The sequence below is a fragment of the Hydrogenovibrio sp. genome (assembly GCF_965140365.1).
Lineage (GTDB): Bacteria > Pseudomonadota > Gammaproteobacteria > Thiomicrospirales > Thiomicrospiraceae > Hydrogenovibrio.
The window spans coordinates 401,546-421,233 of sequence record NZ_OZ223196.1 but is presented as its reverse complement, the minus strand read 5'-3'; the positions used below and the strand labels follow the sequence as shown (position 1 = coordinate 421,233).

General features: G+C 46.9%; 10 protein-coding genes and 1 CRISPR repeat array. Of the genes, 3 read left to right on the top strand and 7 right to left on the bottom strand.

The window, feature by feature from the left end; translation table 11 throughout:
- Positions 1-269: 269 nt before the first annotated feature.
- From AC0KH7_RS02020 to AC0KH7_RS02010, 3 genes are all read left to right on the top strand, one after another.
- Positions 270-1,559, top strand: a complete 1,290-nt coding sequence (locus AC0KH7_RS02020; protein WP_472370221.1) for a sensor domain-containing diguanylate cyclase — start codon at positions 270-272, stop codon at positions 1,557-1,559.
- A 78-nt stretch (positions 1,560-1,637) separates the two neighbouring features.
- Positions 1,638-2,393: a YdcF family protein gene (locus AC0KH7_RS02015; RefSeq protein ID WP_472370219.1), complete on the top strand. Its 756-nt coding sequence runs from the start codon at positions 1,638-1,640 to the stop codon at positions 2,391-2,393.
- A gap of 9 nt (positions 2,394-2,402) precedes the next feature.
- Entirely contained in the window at positions 2,403-3,005 is a 603-nt protein-coding gene (locus AC0KH7_RS02010) for a flavin reductase family protein (protein WP_472370217.1), read from the top strand.
- A gap of 545 nt (positions 3,006-3,550) precedes the next feature.
- Positions 3,551-11,578: a CRISPR direct-repeat array (repeat unit 32 nt; unit sequence GTTTCAATCCACGCTCCCGCGTGGGGAGCGAC).
- 203 nt (positions 11,579-11,781) lie between these two features.
- Here the strand turns inward: AC0KH7_RS02010 and cas2 are convergent.
- From cas2 to cas3, 7 genes are read right to left on the bottom strand one after another with little or no spacing between them, the layout of a single operon-like run.
- A complete protein-coding gene (cas2, locus tag AC0KH7_RS02005) occupies positions 11,782-12,075 on the bottom strand; it encodes a CRISPR-associated endonuclease Cas2 (protein ID WP_472370215.1) in 294 nt (97 codons plus the stop codon).
- A 10-nt stretch (positions 12,076-12,085) separates the two neighbouring features.
- A complete protein-coding gene (gene cas1c / locus AC0KH7_RS02000; RefSeq protein WP_472370213.1) occupies positions 12,086-13,105 on the bottom strand; it encodes a type I-C CRISPR-associated endonuclease Cas1c in 1,020 nt (339 codons plus the stop codon).
- A complete protein-coding gene (cas4, locus tag AC0KH7_RS01995) occupies positions 13,086-13,709 on the bottom strand; it encodes a CRISPR-associated protein Cas4 (protein WP_472370211.1) in 624 nt (207 codons plus the stop codon). Before cas4 ends, cas1c begins: the two co-directional genes overlap by 20 nt.
- A gap of 17 nt (positions 13,710-13,726) precedes the next feature.
- Entirely contained in the window at positions 13,727-14,566 is an 840-nt protein-coding gene (gene cas7c / locus AC0KH7_RS01990; protein WP_472370209.1) for a type I-C CRISPR-associated protein Cas7/Csd2, read from the bottom strand.
- Positions 14,567-14,584: 18 nt separating this feature from the next.
- Positions 14,585-16,519, bottom strand: coding sequence for a type I-C CRISPR-associated protein Cas8c/Csd1 (cas8c, locus tag AC0KH7_RS01985; protein WP_472370208.1), 1,935 nt, complete (start codon positions 16,517-16,519; stop codon positions 14,585-14,587).
- Positions 16,516-17,232 (bottom strand): type I-C CRISPR-associated protein Cas5c, encoded by a 717-nt coding sequence (gene cas5c / locus AC0KH7_RS01980; RefSeq protein ID WP_472370206.1) that lies wholly within the window; start codon positions 17,230-17,232, stop codon positions 16,516-16,518. The genes cas8c and cas5c overlap by 4 nt, the downstream gene beginning before the upstream one ends.
- A gap of 10 nt (positions 17,233-17,242) precedes the next feature.
- Complete coding sequence (cas3, locus tag AC0KH7_RS01975) at positions 17,243-19,678, bottom strand: CRISPR-associated helicase Cas3' (RefSeq protein WP_472370204.1); 2,436 nt, start codon at positions 19,676-19,678, stop codon at positions 17,243-17,245.
- Between the last annotated feature and the right edge of the window lie 10 nt (positions 19,679-19,688).

Sequence of the window (19,688 nt, the reverse complement as noted above, 5' to 3'; positions counted from 1 at the left end):
TAAGATTCTCCTTAAACTAACCTTGTCTAAGCCGTTAACCTGCAAGGATTATTGATCTAAAATAAAGATATGGACAAAAAAAACATTTTCAAGTGAAAAAGGGAAATATTAAGGTTAAAGTTGAGTTCATATCGTATATCATATTGATATATCAAAAAATAAATAATACTAAATAAAATTACGCAACCCTGACACTAAGGCACTTCTGGCGTTTACCCCTGCTGATGCATGCAAACGCAAAAGGAGTGGAGATTTACAAGGCCCCATAAATGGCAACCCAAAAGACCGAATACCCGGATTTTGAAACGCTTTTCGACAATTTGGCCGACGGCGTTTATCTGCTGGAACCGAAAACATCCAATATCCTCTGGTGCAATCGCGCCGCTTATGAAGACCTCGGCTTTGAAAAACATGAAGTCCTGAATCATTCCGTACTTTCCTTGCAAAAAGATGTTGTCGGTCAGCCACAATGGGATGAAATTGCCCAAGTTATCCAAGCCCACAAAACCTATACTTTCGTTGGCCGTCATCTCCATAAAAACGGCGGCGAAATTGCGGTTGAAATCAACACTACTCACTTTAAACACCAAGGCCAAACCTATTTTCTATCCATCGCCCGCAACGTTAACAAACGCCTGGCGCTGGAAAAAGACCTGCAAACCAAAGAGAACAGTATCTGGTTTGCTCTGAATGAAGCCTCGGACGGTCTTTGGGAGTGGGAAGTGGACACCGGTTATGTGTTCTTCAGTCCGCAGCTGAAAAAAATGCTCGGTTACGGCCCGAACGAAATGGAGCCCGTCATTGAAACCTGGACACGCAATGTCCACCCGGACGACCTGCAAATGGTCATGCAGGTCATGCAAGATTACCACCAAGGCCTACGCGGCGCCTACGAAGTGGAATACCGCCTCCGCAACCGAAACGGCCATTATCTGTGGGTACATGACCGGGGCAAAGTCTGCCAACGCGGTGATGACGGCAAACCGCTCCACATGGTGGGCATGGTGCAGAACATCACCGAACGCAAACAACTGCAATTCCAACTGGAAGCCTTGGCGGCCAATGACTTTCTCACCCAGTTGCCGAACCGACGGGAAGGCGAAAATCAGACACAGCGCCACTTGGCTCTGGCCAAACGCAATAAGATGCCGCTGAGTCTCGCCGTCGTAGATTTCGACGACTTCAAAAACATCAATGATATGCACGGCCACCAAAAGGGCGACGAAGCCATTGTCTTCGGAAGCCAGCTTCTTCAGCAAGCTATTCGCAGCTCCGATTATATTTATCGCTGGGGAGGAGAAGAATTCGTCATTATCTTCCCCAACACCGAATTGGAAGACACCGAAGTCATTGCCGAGAAACTACGCCAGGCATTTGAAACCGCGGATTGGCCCAGCATCGGCATTCTACCGTTCACCTTGAGTATCGGCCTGGCCGGTTATCCGGGCAACGGTGACACTTTCGAAGACATCATCGCCCAAGCCGACAAAGCGGTTTATGCCGCCAAGGAAAACGGGCGCAATCAAATCATTTTAGCCAACGAACTGTCTCAAGCTTAAACTATGGATCACGTTTTTTTCGTTCTCTCAAAAGTCGCCTGGGCGCTGCTTAGCCCAAGCAACCTGATTATCATATTAATGATTATCGGAATCCTTTTCCTGCTGTTCAACCAAATCCGAACCGCCAAAAAAATCTTGCTACCCACCGGCTTGATTGCGTTGATTATTTTAGCCTTCCCAGTCGGCGACCTCTTAATCCAGCCACTGGAAAAACGCTTCGCCACGCCCAACCCCATGCCAGCCAAAATCGACGGCATTCTGGTCCTGGGCGGCGGCGAAGACTTAAAACGCAGCTTAAGCTGGCAAACCCCGGAACTCGGTTTGGGCGGCGACCGCTACATCGCTGCCAAACAGATGGCCACCCGTTACCCGGAGGCTCCCGTCATCTTCACCGGCGGCAGTGGCTCGCTCCAATTGCAAAACCAATCCGAAAAAGAAAGCGGCCTGGCCCGACAATTACTCACGGCGCTGGATATTGCACCGAATCCCATTATTATCGAATCCGACTCGCGCAACACCTATGAGAACTTCCGAAACGTTCACCCTTTACTGCCCAACCCGGACGGACACTACTTATTGATTACCTCCGCATTTCACATGCCTCGCGCCGTCGGCATTGCCAACAAACAGGGCATCAACGTCATCGCTTATCCAGTCGATTTCCGCTCCAACAGCGACGAATACCGAAAAATCGACTTAGACTTTTTCGACCACTTAAAAGCATTGGAACCCGCATGGAAAGAATGGATTGGCCTAACGGCCTACTACTGGACAGGGAAAAGTTCGGACTGGTTCCCCAAACCCAAAGCGCCCGAATCCAACGCATCCGAATAAGGAACACACATGCACCACGACATCGCCCAACTGGAACCACTGCAAACCTATAAAATGCTGGTCGGCGGCATCATTCCCCGCCCCATCGCTTGGGTCAGCACCCTCAGCGCACAAGGCACAAATAACATCGCCCCCTATTCGTTTTTCAGCGTTGCCAGCGTCACCCCGCCGGTGCTCACCATTACCCACGTGATGCCGCAAACCCAACAGGAAAAAGACACCTTACGAAACCTGAAAGAAACCGGTGACGCCGTGGTCAATATCGTCAGCGCCGAGATGGCCGACAAAATGAACGCCTCCGCCGCCGTTCAACCCAACAACGTTAGCGAATTCACCACCGCCGACATCCCCGCTTGCAACAGCGAAAACGTCCGTGCCAAAAGCGTCGCCACCGCACCGGTGCGCTACGAATGCAAACTGCGCGAACTCCTGCCGATTTCCGACAAACCCACCGGCGGCACCCTGATTCTGCTCGACGTGGTCAACATTTTCATCGACGACGCCATTGTTCAAGACGGCATGATACAAGCCGACCAGCTCGACGCCATCGGCAAACTCGGCGGCGACCTCTATTCCACTACACGAGATCGGTTTGCCCTTCAACGCCCTTAAAGAAACCATTTAAGCAATCCAAACATCAATATGAATACGCCCAGGCCTGGGCATTTTCCATGCATTAAAATGATCTTTAATTTGATATTGAATGCCATGAAAATTTATCATGGTATTTGGTAAATGGTGGAGTGGTTCGCAATAAGCGTGTTCTAATCTAAATTAGTTCTTATCCGGTTCGATTCCGGCGCCATTTACCACCTCTTCAACAGTCTAGCTTAAAAACGAAATAGAGCTGTCTTGTAATAAGCTTATGGTGACTTACCGAATTTCAAGACTTTTCCTTTTGCAGCCAGCACATCAGACTCTAGTATTCGCCTTTAATTTTTCCAGCTAAAAACATAATTGCAAAAACACCCCCCAGCCAGACTAAAAATGGAATGTCATAAATCCAGTCAAACATCATTACTTTCCTTTAAAATCAATGCCATTAACAGTATACCTTCATCAAATTAAATTTAACGCATTTTCCTGTTCAGGTATTTTAAAACGCACCGATGTAAACCCGCCCCAGAGGCATATTCATGTCCGGTCGGAATGGCTATGTTTCAATCCACGCTCCCGCGTGGGGAGCGACTTTAACGACAACAGGACTTGCGGCGCAATTCTTGGTTTCAATCCACGCTCCCGCGTGGGGAGCGACAATAATGGTTATATACTGACCACATGGTTAATAAGTTTCAATCCACGCTCCCGCGTGGGGAGCGACTGACTACCGGAAGCCAATGTCACACTTTGACCGGTTTCAATCCACGCTCCCGCGTGGGGAGCGACGCGTATCAATCGGGCATTCAATTCCTGGCGCCTGTTTCAATCCACGCTCCCGCGTGGGGAGCGACAGCAAGACTTTCGCATGCGAAAGGGCATTTTGAAGTTTCAATCCACGCTCCCGCGTGGGGAGCGACATGTCTTGTATTACGTTTACGACAAGACAAACAGGTTTCAATCCACGCTCCCGCGTGGGGAGCGACGGCCGATTGTATGCCCTCTGCATTCAGTCGGCTTGGTTTCAATCCACGCTCCCGCGTGGGGAGCGACTTATCTTTCTAAAATCACTCAACCAATCTTTATAAGTTTCAATCCACGCTCCCGCGTGGGGAGCGACCTTGCAAATCAGCGCAGATATGACCCTCAACACCTGTTTCAATCCACGCTCCCGCGTGGGGAGCGACCTAAACCACTTTTCAGGTGATTTGGTCGGACGGACGTTTCAATCCACGCTCCCGCGTGGGGAGCGACCTGGCACACGGTTACATTCAGCAAGGCTGATGCTGTTTCAATCCACGCTCCCGCGTGGGGAGCGACACGGCACTGGCTATGATTATTGGAGGTTTGATATGTTTCAATCCACGCTCCCGCGTGGGGAGCGACTGTTTTGATTTTGACTAATGATGATCGTGTCACTGTTTCAATCCACGCTCCCGCGTGGGGAGCGACAAATTTCCATACGCTGGTGGTTTCGTTACAGTCGTTTCAATCCACGCTCCCGCGTGGGGAGCGACGAGCTTGCAAAGGGTATTGATGCCGGTATTCAGACGTTTCAATCCACGCTCCCGCGTGGGGAGCGACCACAAGTGCAATTATCTGGATAACGGTTAACTGGTTTCAATCCACGCTCCCGCGTGGGGAGCGACGAGTCCAAGCCAGCCAAGTCGAAGCCAGAGCGTCAGTTTCAATCCACGCTCCCGCGTGGGGAGCGACGAATTCATGGTATGTGCAAAAAACACACGCAGTCGTTTCAATCCACGCTCCCGCGTGGGGAGCGACGACGGTGGCCAAGCTGGTGGCGGCGGTCCTTTAGGTTTCAATCCACGCTCCCCCGTGGGGAGCGACAATTGGCTGACGGCATCACGGCCTTGCTGTAATAGTTTCAATCCACGCTCCCGCGTGGGGAGCGACGTATTCTTCGCGTATTGAATTCCTTTTCGCACTTGTTTCAATCCACGCTCCCGCGTGGGGAGCGACGGTCGATTTCATTGAGCTTAAACGCTTCAATTTGAGTTTCAATCCACGCTCCCGCGTGGGGAGCGACGGGCGCAGGTGCGCTTAAAGGGTGTCAGTAAGTCGTTTCAATCCACGCTCCCGCGTGGGGAGCGACCGGTATCCGGTTTCTTCTTTGCGCCAGCCAAGCAGTTTCAATCCACGCTCCCGCGTGGGGAGCGACCCATTCTCACCCACCAAACGCAAGCCGCCAGAGTGTTTCAATCCACGCTCCCGCGTGGGGAGCGACGTACTTTGGAAAAGTACGATCGTTTGATAGTTGTGTTTCAATCCACGCTCCCGCGTGGGGAGCGACTTCTTTTTTTGTAACAATAGAGCAAGTTTCAGGAGTTTCAATCCACGCTCCCGCGTGGGGAGCGACGAAAACCTTTAACGTCGGTCGTTATCCGGCAACCGTTTCAATCCACGCTCCCGCGTGGGGAGCGACCAGCATCCATTGCGACGTTCAAAGCTTTCTTAGCGTTTCAATCCACGCTCCCGCGTGGGGAGCGACTAACGATGTCAGCGATACGCTCCGCAACAGTTTTAGTTTCAATCCACGCTCCCGCGTGGGGAGCGACGTATTCATCGTCAAAACTGGCATCGTTGGCGAAGTGTTTCAATCCACGCTCCCGCGTGGGGAGCGACGTAGAAGAGGCTGGGAATAAATAATTTATCTGCCGTTTCAATCCACGCTCCCGCGTGGGGAGCGACTGACGGTTTCGTTTTGATAAATCGGCTTTGATTGGTTTCAATCCACGCTCCCGCGTGGGGAGCGACCTGTTTAGCCCACTCGACGGCATGATTCTGGTCTGTTTCAATCCACGCTCCCGCGTGGGGAGCGACGCATGTCTGAACGCTTCGACTGGTTTACGGGTGAGTTTCAATCCACGCTCCCGCGTGGGGAGCGACATTGAGTCGCTTGTTTCGTTACGATTATGAGATGTTTCAATCCACGCTCCCGCGTGGGGAGCGACCAATGCTGACAGATGCTCTTATATACTGGAAGAGTTTCAATCCACGCTCCCGCGTGGGGAGCGACTCATATAACCCCCGTCACTGGTGACAGTGCTTTAGTTTCAATCCACGCTCCCGCGTGGGGAGCGACAACCACGTTAATTCCCGCACAGGAGAATCAAGATGTTTCAATCCACGCTCCCGCGTGGGGAGCGACGCTGAAACTCTGGTTATGCCTTATGGTACTCAAATGTTTCAATCCACGCTCCCGCGTGGGGAGCGACCTTCGTTTGAAGCAGGCACAAACTCATTATTGGGTTTCAATCCACGCTCCCGCGTGGGGAGCGACTTGGTCTGATTGGGAAGATTTTATAACTGGTAAGTTTCAATCCACGCTCCCGCGTGGGGAGCGACGCTTGCCTCTACACAATCGGTTATCGGGCAGCAAGTTTCAATCCACGCTCCCGCGTGGGGAGCGACGTCCGAACCATTGGCGTGTTGTATCTCTGTTGCGAGTTTCAATCCACGCTCCCGCGTGGGGAGCGACCGCGTTCATAATGGGCGCTTGTCCGCATTTGGTTGTTTCAATCCACGCTCCCGCGTGGGGAGCGACCCAGACCCATCAAGCGCTGAGGGGCGATTGATAGTTTCAATCCACGCTCCCGCGTGGGGAGCGACTTAGCACGCTGGTGGATTTTGACTACACCAATTTGTTTCAATCCACGCTCCCGCGTGGGGAGCGACTGAACAGCAGAGACAACTTGGCGGTAGAACCGAAGTTTCAATCCACGCTCCCGCGTGGGGAGCGACGTCCACCTCGTTACAGATTCCGCCATCAAATACAAGTTTCAATCCACGCTCCCGCGTGGGGAGCGACTCTCACGCGCGATGTTTTATTAAATTTTTTAAAATGTTTCAATCCACGCTCCCGCGTGGGGAGCGACACCTCATAGTATTCAAATTCATTATTAACCGGGCGTTTCAATCCACGCTCCCGCGTGGGGAGCGACCTCGGATTCAGACAAAAGACACTTTCGATATGTCGTTTCAATCCACGCTCCCGCGTGGGGAGCGACAAGCCAACATGATCAATTCCTGGTTTTAATACCAGTTTCAATCCACGCTCCCGCGTGGGGAGCGACGATGCGACCAGCGCCGATAAAATGCGTGCCGCTGTGTTTCAATCCACGCTCCCGCGTGGGGAGCGACGAAATTCAGGAAGTTCTTTAGATGTAACTCCTTGAGTTTCAATCCACGCTCCCGCGTGGGGAGCGACAGTTTTCAGAAGCTTGGAGGGTTGGAGATTATGAAGTTTCAATCCACGCTCCCGCGTGGGGAGCGACTAAACTAAAGATAGACGAGTACAGTAATTTAATTGTTTCAATCCACGCTCCCGCGTGGGGAGCGACTCGAAACGGCATTAACCTTTCGGATAACATGATAGTTTCAATCCACGCTCCCGCGTGGGGAGCGACCCCTTCAAATAATTCACTTTCAGTTTAATCAATTGTTTCAATCCACGCTCCCGCGTGGGGAGCGACGTGACTGCTTGTTTATAAGCGTACCACTTAACTTGTTTCAATCCACGCTCCCGCGTGGGGAGCGACGTGCCTTTATTTGGTGAGTGGTACGCTCAAGGAGTTTCAATCCACGCTCCCGCGTGGGGAGCGACGTGCCTTTATTTGGTGAGTGGTACGCTCAAGGAGTTTCAATCCACGCTCCCGCGTGGGGAGCGACAATTTTGATTCGGAAGACGTTCCATTTTAACCATGTTTCAATCCACGCTCCCGCGTGGGGAGCGACATATTGAATTCCATTAAATTTAACTACAAGCCTGTTTCAATCCACGCTCCCGCGTGGGGAGCGACTTGAGTTGGTAGATAAGTTTGAGTCCATAGCAAAAGTTTCAATCCACGCTCCCGCGTGGGGAGCGACACACCGTCGCGGCGCATGAGGCCGCGGAGTACATGGTTTCAATCCACGCTCCCGCGTGGGGAGCGACGTTTATTGATGACGATTATAAAATGGTAATGGAGTTTCAATCCACGCTCCCGCGTGGGGAGCGACGCATCATGCAACGTTCAATCCCACACATGGTTGAGTTTCAATCCACGCTCCCGCGTGGGGAGCGACCAACTTGGTGAAGATTACAGCGCGTACCTAGAAGTTTCAATCCACGCTCCCGCGTGGGGAGCGACTTCCGCTCATCTAATTAAATCCTCATGTTCGTCGTGTTTCAATCCACGCTCCCGCGTGGGGAGCGACGGTCATTACTTCGATAATGCTAGTTCCATTATCAAGTTTCAATCCACGCTCCCGCGTGGGGAGCGACAACAATGGTTGCGTTTTCTCTATGAAGCTATCGAGTTTCAATCCACGCTCCCGCGTGGGGAGCGACTACCGCATCGTAGAATCTCAAAGTCCTCTGGTGCGTTTCAATCCACGCTCCCGCGTGGGGAGCGACGACATCATTCAGCGACAAGGTGTGCTTTGATGCAGTTTCAATCCACGCTCCCGCGTGGGGAGCGACTCTCAGGGAATCTTTTAAATACTTCTTTTGAATCAGTTTCAATCCACGCTCCCGCGTGGGGAGCGACCTTCTCTGGTGTCTCTCCTTGGTCTTCCTTGAAGTTTCAATCCACGCTCCCGCGTGGGGAGCGACACGGGATGGAGTAGGAAGATGAAATACACAGAAGTTTCAATCCACGCTCCCGCGTGGGGAGCGACCTGCTGAAATCGGTGGATTCGCAAGCGGTGCAGGGTTTCAATCCACGCTCCCGCGTGGGGAGCGACCTGGTTGGTAAAGATTACGATGTAATAAAATTTAGTTTCAATCCACGCTCCCGCGTGGGGAGCGACTTCATTCCCTCTTTAGCGATTAACTGCTTCATGGGTTTCAATCCACGCTCCCGCGTGGGGAGCGACGTCATTACTTCGATAATGCTAGTTCCATTATCAAGTTTCAATCCACGCTCCCGCGTGGGGAGCGACTTAATCTCTCGACTGCATATCGCAAGCTGTCAATGTTTCAATCCACGCTCCCGCGTGGGGAGCGACGATGGACTGCGACATGGCTTATTGCGAGTGGCAAGTTTCAATCCACGCTCCCGCGTGGGGAGCGACCTCCTTTAGATATTCTTTTCTTAGTTGAATATTTGTTTCAATCCACGCTCCCGCGTGGGGAGCGACCCAAAACCACATCAAATAACTTTCTTCTATCATAGTTTCAATCCACGCTCCCGCGTGGGGAGCGACAGTTTTCAGAAGCTTGGAGGGTTGGAGATTATGAAGTTTCAATCCACGCTCCCGCGTGGGGAGCGACTAAACTAAAGATAGACGAGTACAGTAATTTAATTGTTTCAATCCACGCTCCCGCGTGGGGAGCGACATTAAGGAGTTAGAACAATATTGTCATGAGTTAGTTTCAATCCACGCTCCCGCGTGGGGAGCGACCCCTTCAAATAATTCACTTTCAGTTTAATCAATTGTTTCAATCCACGCTCCCGCGTGGGGAGCGACATTAATTGATGAAGTTATTGATGTATCTGTTGTTGTTTCAATCCACGCTCCCGCGTGGGGAGCGACTCACGGCTTCTTTTTGTCACTGCGTTTTTTAATGTTTCAATCCACGCTCCCGCGTGGGGAGCGACGGCGATTTCGGTCACCGTTAATCCGGCCATAATTCGTTTCAATCCACGCTCCCGCGTGGGGAGCGACATTGGATTCATAATTGAAAAAATAATTAATGGATGTTTCAATCCACGCTCCCGCGTGGGGAGCGACCCAGACATGGCACCGGAACTGGCCAAGATGGTCAAGTTTCAATCCACGCTCCCGCGTGGGGAGCGACTTGATTGCGGCGTCATCGAAAGATGCCGGTGGCATGTTTCAATCCACGCTCCCGCGTGGGGAGCGACCGGTTCCAACCTGCAATGTTTTACCATCGCATGATGTTTCAATCCACGCTCCCGCGTGGGGAGCGACTCTCTGCTTTAATGTCCAAATACCAGTCATATTTGTTTCAATCCACGCTCCCGCGTGGGGAGCGACGTAATATTCAAGCTTATTACCGATGGCCCAAGTGTTTCAATCCACGCTCCCGCGTGGGGAGCGACGTAGTTCCAAGTTTCATGTTAATTGCAACTAATAGTTTCAATCCACGCTCCCGCGTGGGGAGCGACTGTGCCTTTATTTGGTGAGTGGTACGCTCAAGGAGTTTCAATCCACGCTCCCGCGTGGGGAGCGACCCGTAGGGCGATTCTTAGCAACTCGTGGTAATGATGTTTCAATCCACGCTCCCGCGTGGGGAGCGACTTGCGGTTAGCGTCTGTTTGCTCGTCAATGTACGTTTCAATCCACGCTCCCGCGTGGGGAGCGACATCTGACCTTGATAACATTGCCTCGCTTGTTCTGTTTCAATCCACGCTCCCGCGTGGGGAGCGACTAAAGCTTTACGATATGCTTCTTTCTGCTGTTCAGTTTCAATCCACGCTCCCGCGTGGGGAGCGACCCACTCATTTAATTAAATCCTCATGTTCATCGTGTTTCAATCCACGCTCCCGCGTGGGGAGCGACCTGGATTTTGGAATCAGGCAACTAGACAGGCTCCAGTTTCAATCCACGCTCCCGCGTGGGGAGCGACACAAGTTCGACGGCAAAGACACTAAACAAATCATGTTTCAATCCACGCTCCCGCGTGGGGAGCGACCGTAAGCCCCTTTAATAGAGGACATTAAAATGACTGTTTCAATCCACGCTCCCGCGTGGGGAGCGACGGTCTTTAGTTCAGGGTTTAGCATGGTATCAAAGTTTCAATCCACGCTCCCGCGTGGGGAGCGACAACGTCAAGCTACTAACTTATAAGGCAATAGCAGAGTTTCAATCCACGCTCCCGCGTGGGGAGCGACCTACCGCATCGTAGAATCTCAAAGTCCTCTGGTGCGTTTCAATCCACGCTCCCGCGTGGGGAGCGACAAAACAGGGGCCGCTAAATGCCAATAAACAGCAGTTTCAATCCACGCTCCCGCGTGGGGAGCGACAGGTGATTTGCCTAATACTGTTTCTTTATTACGGGTTTCAATCCACGCTCCCGCGTGGGGAGCGACTTAATATCTAGGTTATCTTTACCGCTATGAATCTGTTTCAATCCACGCTCCCGCGTGGGGAGCGACAAGGTTTGCTCGTGTACCTAGTCGCTCTGAATATGTTTCAATCCACGCTCCCGCGTGGGGAGCGACTTTAAGCCGCTTGAAGAGTCTGCGGAGGTAGTCGGTTTCAATCCACGCTCCCGCGTGGGGAGCGACCCAGTTACCTTATTGTAAATGTCCAGCATTGGTTGTTTCAATCCACGCTCCCGCGTGGGGAGCGACATACCAAACACGTTCTCTGTCGTCATTCCGTACTGTTTCAATCCACGCTCCCGCGTGGGGAGCGACACTGTTTTCAATCAATACAACTGTGTACGATAAAGTTTCAATCCACGCTCCCGCGTGGGGAGCGACGTTGATTTCGTTCTGCATAAACACATCTGAATCAGTTTCAATCCACGCTCCCGCGTGGGGAGCGACTACAGGTGAGTCATTAGACATAGGCATAATAGATGACGTTTCAATCCACGCTCCCGCGTGGGGAGCGACTGCTTATATTTTAAGCTTAACAAACCGAATGGTTTTAGAAGGGATTTCGCTAAACTAAAAAATAAGATACTGCATTCTAACAAACTTAAGTCTCTCAGATAACATCAAGCCATAATAGATAAGCATTAAGAGCTTATCGCTAAGGTTCCGAGTTTTTAAAGAGCACCAGAGGTTAGCGTTGATGGCAAAACTATCTCAGGGATTTAAATTATTAGACTGTCTTTAAAAATATCCAATGATTTTTTCGCACCAAAATGCTCAACTTTGCCCCGCCATCGCTTGCCCAACATATAGAAGCGCAAACTATCTGTTTCTTCATTATAAATTTCAAGCAATTTGGCTTTTAATCCGACCCACTGGTCGGGTTCTAGTTCGCATTCAAAAACCGAGTATTGCACTCTTACACCATGATCTAAACAAGCTTTTGAAATGTGCCTTAACCGACGTTGTCCACCGGGGTCATCAAAAGAAACATCGTAAGTGACCAATATCATCATAGAATTTCACCTAACGCGGAACAAACGGTGGATATTCGGCTAAATCACCCCGTAAATGGCGAGCTAATAACATCGCTTGCACATGGGGTAATAAACCAATAGGAACATCTTCATTTAAATATGGATGTTTAACGGTTTCTTGTTTTCTATTTTGCAAAGCAACCAACACTTCTTTTCGAACATCGTCTTTCAACTTAACCGCACCACTGGCTTCAACCACAAAATCATTGGCTTTGATTTGCTTTCGATTAATCAAACTTAGCACGAGACGATCAGCATACCAAGCTCGAAATTCTTCTAAAACATCTTGCGCCAAACTGTCTCGACCAGGTCTGTCTTGATGTAAAAAACCGACTTGTGGGTCTAGCCCAACACCTTGAAGGGCTGCGGAAATATCATTACCGATAATGCTATACAAAAAGGATAAAAGCGCATTCGTTCTATCTAATGGCGGACGGCGAGAGCGTTTGGAAAAAGTAAACTCTTTTTCCACTTTTGGCAGAACCAGTTCATTAAACACACCAAAATAAAATGAGGCGACTTCTCCTTCTATGCCTCGAATTGAATCTAAACTTTCAGCCGATTTGAGTCGATTCAACGCGGAAGAAATCTGGGTAATCGCCTGCTTCACCACAACATTTTCACCATGATTGCGTAAATGCCGATATAGCACTGAACGCGAATTGCTGATTTTGGCAGCAATGATATTTTGGGCTATTTTTTCAGGAGAAGACTCAGCTGCTTTATATTGAGACTTACGCAACAAGACATTACCCGTTTGCTTTCCCTGCATTCGTCCAAGAAATCGACCGTATTCGGTAAAAAAAGCTAAGTGCACGCCATTTTCACCACAAAAACCGATTAAAAAAGGCGAGACCATCACATTACCAAAACAGTAAATGGCTTGTATTGCATGAATCGGCACTTGCATGGCCTTTTCCTGCTCAACATCTATGACTAACGTTTCGCGTTCTTTATGTAAATAAGCGCCCTGCCGGGTGATATACAAACTATTTTTGAGTTTCTTCAACAATACTCTCCTGATAAATCGCTTTTACATAAGCGCGACTTTTATCTCGAAATGTTAATTTTGGATTACATAACTCATACAAGGAGCAGGCCTGGCACTTTTTCTCATATTTCGCCTTCGGCGTTACACCTGAATTAAGCAGGTCACGAGTAGCTTCTATAATTTGTAAGGTTTGTTGACGCAATGCATCATTAAATTCAATTTGATGACGATGACGCGTTTGCCAATACCAAAGCGCACCATAAGGCACCGAAATATTAAGCATTTCTTCCAAACACAAGGCTTGGGCACAAAGTTGAATTTCGTCAATAGGGTCTTGTTTGGGCTTACCGCGTTTGTACTCAACAGGAAAACAGGCTCCGTTAGCAATTTCAATTTCCAGCAAATCCAGCTTACCAATTAAACCCAGTTGAGGCGCCGAAACTTCGACACCTCTTTCATAACGAATTCCTTTTCGGGATTCAGGTAAACCGTGATCCACCCGCTGATGCAATTGCTGGCCTTGCGCCGTGAGCCAATTTTCCGACCAGGCCTGCTCATTATGAATGAGCGCACACTGGCGCGGACAAAACGCATAATGCTGCAAAGCCGACAAAGGAATCAAGCGGGTGTTTTGCATGGTTAGAAACCGTCAATCTCTTCAGGTGTCAAACCATCCAAATTATTTAAGGTGTAACTGCCATCTGCATTAACCTCTAAAGAACGATGTACTTTGGCTGAAGAATACTGACCAGACTTTGAGTTATGCTGCCACCAAATGACTTTCTCGACCGCCATAGAACCTTCTGGACGAGCAGAAGAAGCATCCCCTTCAAAAAGTTTCGGCAGTACAGCTTTAAGTTTTTCTGCATCTCCATTACTAAAGCCGGTTTTTTCCGCCAACTGTGGTGACATGGCGCCAAAAGTCACATAAACGGCTTTATCAACACGATGTTTCATTCCCATTGTGTCCGAACTTTTTTTCGTTCCGTCCCCTTCACCACTGACACTTTTAGTGATTTGAGTACTGGTAATGCTTACAGGCTCTTTACTGAATGCGGATTGGATTGAAACTGGCCCACGAATTGGAATAGATACTCCATCCTTACTATCGCTTTTAAAGGCAAATAACTGACCAAAAGTTCTAACATCCATCCACTTCTGATTAGCTAGTTTAGCCGCTTCTTCAGGACTGGTTTTTTTTGCATTTAACGCTTCTTTTCCTAGCCCAAATTCTTCAGATTCAGCACGCGCTTTTAAGCTTGGCATTCCATCTATTTTCTTTTCATCAGATTGAACAAAAATAGCCTCCCCTGAATCCTGTAAACGATCACGAATTTTACGTTTCAAACAGACATCAGTAATTTCTCCAAAACCTTCATAATCCGTTCTTGGGCGATTGCCATTTAAAGGATCTCCATTAGGGTTCGCATTTTTCACACTGAAAATCACTGCAAAATCGATTTTGTTTTGTAAGCTCATAGTTTGTTTCTCCAAAAATTAATCATTAATTTGTTCGGGTGATTCTTCTTTACGATTTTTAAATTCAAGCCGTTGTGCATGGAAAGCCAATAAAAACTCTCCAGACAAAGGTTTATCGGAGTTGAAATCTTCCGATTTAAACTTACCCATTACCTCATCCAGTTCTTTTTGAATATTGTTTAAAAATCCAGCTCGGTTCACTTTTAAACGCTGCATATATGGATTTAAAGACAATTCAATATTGCGCCAAGTAGAAGTCGGCCTATCGGCAAAACGTTGCATTAACCTTGCTGCGGTCGTACTGCGATTTTCACCTGCAACATAAAGCGCAATCTCCTCTATCCTTTCTGCAATCGCTAATAATCGACCAAACAAATAGTCGCGATTGTTATTGTCTTTCTCTAATCCCATTTCATACTCCTTCGACGGCGAATGTCTTTTTTGAAACCCTCTAAATAGAGAGCAGGCAATACCCAAGTTTTTTTCCCATAACCACTGTTCATCTTTTTGATAACTGTGACGATTAACCGCTCGCCTTATAGCCCCCTGCACTAAATCTCTCGGAAAAGAAGTAGCTTCTACAATGCAAGGTAAAATTCTTTCAATAGTATTTTTCTTTAAAGAATCAGTAACTGTAGAACCAAAAATCGCTTCATAGATAGACTTAGGCGAGGGTGTACTAATTGGCCAAGTGGTTTGAGGTTTACCATTGACGTCCTGCTTCACTTTTTGAAACCAAGCAAAATCTCTATGCCATTTTTCAACTCTATCTAGATATTCATCCGGCATAAATTCTTGATAAAAAGTAATTGCCATACGCCCAGGCGTTGCCGAATCTAATCCCAAAATAATGATATTATCGTGATGGTTTAATTTAGCCTTATAACCTCGAATGTAATTATTTAATGCCTTACTGAATTGCTTTCCTAAATCAATAGTATGATCAATTGTTGGTTCTGTATCAATTTGCAGAAAATCAAAAGTCATATCCAGTGGATTAGGTGTTTCATTACAAGAAACCGCCCATGAAACAATGACCTGGTCTCCATTTCTATATCCCTGACGAGATATTAACCAGCGCAATGTATTGTGCACTTTCTGCGTGACTTCAAAGGAAATGGATGCGCCCTGCAACCCATTAGACTCAATGGATTTTTTGCTATCCGTGAAGCGACCTTTAAACGTAAAACCATTAAGGTCATTTGATGAAATGAGTTTGGCCTTATCCCCTGTATGACGAAGCTTGGCAGGATGGTTTGATGCAGAGGGCCTTTCTTGACCTGTGACATAACAGAGACTTTTTTGCCCAGCACTTTGACTGTCATATTGAATCCAAGCCTGTTGAATATCAGGATTGAGCCAAGTTTCACTGATCAAAAACTTAGGGGATTCAACGTTCCAACAAATCAATGCACTCCCTTGATCTAATCGACCAGATTCTTTTGGAAGCACTTTAAAAATTTTAGGGGCATCTTGTTCTGAATCTTTCGGCCAAGCAGTTAAAAGCACATTCTCTTCGTCAATAAATAAAACACTGTGATTAATTAAATCCTGAACCAAAGTACCTTTTTCAACATAAGCTTTCACTGCACAAATTTGATCAGTTGAATACTCGGAGCTACACCAGTCTGATAATTGTTTTAAATAACCGGGGTAATACGGCTTTTTTAGACCTCCATATTTCGCATAATCTCCAGCAACATATTGGATTTTATCCGCTAATGGATGGGGGGCTTCGCCACTACTCCGCCCTGCGGACTGCTCTGTCGCAGGCAAAACAATTTGTGTTTTTTCTAAAACCTCAGCCCGTTTAAAGTTCCCTTGCGAATCAATCGTAACTTTAATATGCGCATTTTGAATCGTATGACTAATCGGTAAAGGTTTTAAGTCATCGGAAATTTCCAATGCTTGAGCCTTTTCATAGGTGACATAAAGTTTTTGTAGCCAACTCATTGTGCCTCCTTTTCTTTTTCCACTGGATTTAGGTTTTCGTCCAATTCAAATTCCTTAGCTTTCATTGCCCGAATAAAGCGACTGTGCTCGCATTCTTCGGGTCGTGGAAACTCCAAAATGCCATTTTTTAAAGTGGCATTCCAAAATTGTGCGGTTAGCTCTTCTTTTCCCGTTTCATCTGGATAACCGAAGCTATGGAACATTAAACCAAAACCCAATTCACCAATTGCGTCATAAGCTCCTTCACCCTCACCAAATTCACATGACTCGACATACCCTTGGCAATCTCGGGTTCCTAGAAATATATCTTGGCGCCCTCCTTTATCAATAAAGCGATGTGCCATTGCAAAATGCTTACCATCAACCCGGTCTTTTTTGAGTTCCGGGCGATGTTCATTCCATTCAAAATGCGCCTGCACCTGATACTCTACATCATGCAAAAAAGTGTAAATAGCTAAGCTATTTCCTCCTCCCCAAATTAAAGGTTTTGTACCCTTGGTTTGGGTACGCATAGGCTTTATGACCCTTACTTTATCGATATACCAAATTAGAGTCGGTTTCCAATAAATCGACTTTAAAATGCCCTTAATCGCTTCATAAGTTGGCAAATGGTAGGTACATTTTTCACCACCAATTTTAGTAACCGGATCGGTGAATAAGGCATATCGCCCCCTAACCTTAAAGCTCACAGTATTCTTTGGAGTTTGATGCATAAAACCTCCTCTATCCGCATCCGTAAAACGGCATGGCTGAAACTACCTCTACCGATAAGCCAGACTCTTGGCTATAGTGCTCATCTTTTAAATAAAAGATGCCTTCACCTTGAATTTCAATTAACGCTTGCGCACCCATTAATTTTGACCAGACGTTTGGAAAAACATTCACGCTAAATTGCTGGGCCTGTTTTAACAGTCTTTTGTATTGCTTTAAATTGAATTCTTTTTCTATACTACAGAGTTCAGCAATAATTTCGGCTCCTTTTCCATAGGGCACAATGACAGCCTTCGTCGGTGAATCAATCGCTTCAAATGCTTTTCCAGCCGTCATAAATGATTGACCTAATAGATTAAAATTGGGGTTATGTAAATATGGGTGAATGTTATTAGGGTTATGACTCAACAGATTCAGAATGTTCTCTTCGATATCTTCTTTTAGAGGAAACACCATCTCTTTTTCACGTTCAGGATGATAAAAATAATGCTGAAAATATAAAGATATCGCTTCCGGTGACAACAGCTCTTCGACACCTTCATCTAAAAGCATCTGTGCCTTATCACGACCCACTTTAATATCATGCAAAAAATCTATTTTCTCTTCATTTGGATTAACAACATATACATTCGAAACTTCTCGCTTACCGTGGCGATTACAACGCCCTGCCGCTTGTGCAACAGAATCCAACCCCGCTAAAAAACGAATAACAGTGGCAAAATCAACATCCACTCCCGCCTCAATTAACTGTGTGCTGACGCACATAACAGGCAACCCTTTGTTCAGACGTATTTTCATTTCAGAAAAAATCTTTTTTCTATGCGCTGAGCAAAGATCAGTACTCAACATAAAAATAGATTTTGTATCAACCTTATTTTGTATTGCCTCAAAGAGTTTCTGTGCCCAATCTTTGGTATTTACAATAATCAAACAACTTCCGGTTTCCGTTAATTGTTCGATAGCCAAATCCTTAATCTCTTGCTCTGACCACCCCATAGGCTTACATAGATTTTTAACCTCAACGCGCTTTAAATCTTGGAATAATTGCGAGACATCACTAATCAATTCATTTTCAAGAGGAATATACAACTGCCCCTTTTCAGGACTTTTTAGCTTGTTAAGCAAGGGCTGAGTCGCCGTGCAAAGCAAAGCCGTTGTATTACAATAATCGGTTAAAAAATTCAGTGCATTGCAAAATAAATGGGTCGTTTTGACCGGTAAAGTTTGAATTTCATCAAAAATCAAAACCGAGTTTGCCAACTGGTGAAGCCTTCTAACTTTACTCGTCCCGCCTGAAAATAAAACCTCCAAAAACTGAACCATAGTTGTGAGCACAATTGGCGCATCCCAATTCTCACTTGCAAGCTTGTTATGCCAAGTCTCTTCGTCGGGTTCTAAATTTGAATGATGCTCCAATACCCAAGAGAACTGATCGACTTCATCTTCCAATACTTCTCTGATCGCATCAGCATTTTGTTCAATAATTGAGGTGTAGGGAATAATGTAAATAATTCTATCTAGGTTATGTTTTTTCGCATGATGCAAAGCATAACGCAGGCTTGCATAAGTTTTTCCTCCCCCGGTTGGAACTGTAAGTGTATAAAGCCCCTGTTCATCCTCTGCGCGATTTAAGCAATCATCGGATATACGTTCCCGAATTATTGAAATCGGAGGCTTATCCTTATTTGATTTAAACTCACCCAACTTCTGCTCTAATCGTGAAATCGCTGTTTGCCAATCTGCTTTATTAAAACGATGCTCTGGATTTTCTTGCACTTCAAAATCTGCACTGTTGATTCTGTCGGCATCGATTAGGCAACTAAAAAGCATACGAGTTAAAAAACCAGCATTAAAAGCTTGAATTCTTTTGACACCAGAATTGCTCTGTACATGACTTTTCTTAGCTGAAAACTCATCAATCAAGCAACTATCAATGCTTAATTCAAGTTTCTTCTTATAAGCTTCAGAAGCATTCACAATGCACTCTTTTAAATGCGTTTTATCATCCTCTTTTTCCATTCTTTCTAAGAAAGTAAAAGAACCATCAGGTTTAAAGCAATCAATCATGCCACTGTGATGCGAAGCAATACAAAGAGACAAGGCTTGCCCAACAATTTGTCCTTCTGTTCCTAACTTACTGAGTTCTTGCCAAATATGTTGGGCTCCAGCTGTTGAATGGTCTATATGACCTTTATGAGAAATAGGGTCGATATAATCCTCTGAGTCTGGATTTATTCTTCCAACGGCGGAATATAAATAGTTTTGAAACGACAGGCTGTATTTACCAAAATCATGAAGCAAACCGATAATAAATCCTGATCTTTTTAGGCCTATCTTTGAAGCTAAAAATGCCGTCAACTCCGCGACTTCAAAAGTGTGGCAATCTAGAAGCTGGTCTGAGCCGTTCTGCGATGGGTGTGCAATAAACTTAGGTATCTCTTTTAACATTATTCAAACC

Bases quoted from the DNA above. Each gene is read 5' to 3' on its own strand.
- AC0KH7_RS02020 (WP_472370221.1), top strand. From the start codon at position 270: ATGGCAACCCAAAAGACCGAATACCCGGATTTTGAAACGCTTTTCGAC.
- AC0KH7_RS02015 (WP_472370219.1), top strand. From the start codon at position 1,638: ATGATTATCGGAATCCTTTTCCTGCTGTTCAACCAAATCCGAACCGCC.
- AC0KH7_RS02010 (WP_472370217.1), top strand. From the start codon at position 2,403: ATGCACCACGACATCGCCCAACTGGAACCACTGCAAACCTATAAAATG.
- cas2 (WP_472370215.1), bottom strand. From the start codon at position 12,075: ATGATGATATTGGTCACTTACGATGTTTCTTTTGATGACCCCGGTGGA.
- cas7c (WP_472370209.1), bottom strand. From the start codon at position 14,566: ATGAGCTTACAAAACAAAATCGATTTTGCAGTGATTTTCAGTGTGAAA.
- cas8c (WP_472370208.1), bottom strand. From the start codon at position 16,519: ATGAGTTGGCTACAAAAACTTTATGTCACCTATGAAAAGGCTCAAGCA.
- cas5c (WP_472370206.1), bottom strand. From the start codon at position 17,232: ATGCATCAAACTCCAAAGAATACTGTGAGCTTTAAGGTTAGGGGGCGA.
- cas3 (WP_472370204.1), bottom strand. From the start codon at position 19,678: ATGTTAAAAGAGATACCTAAGTTTATTGCACACCCATCGCAGAACGGC.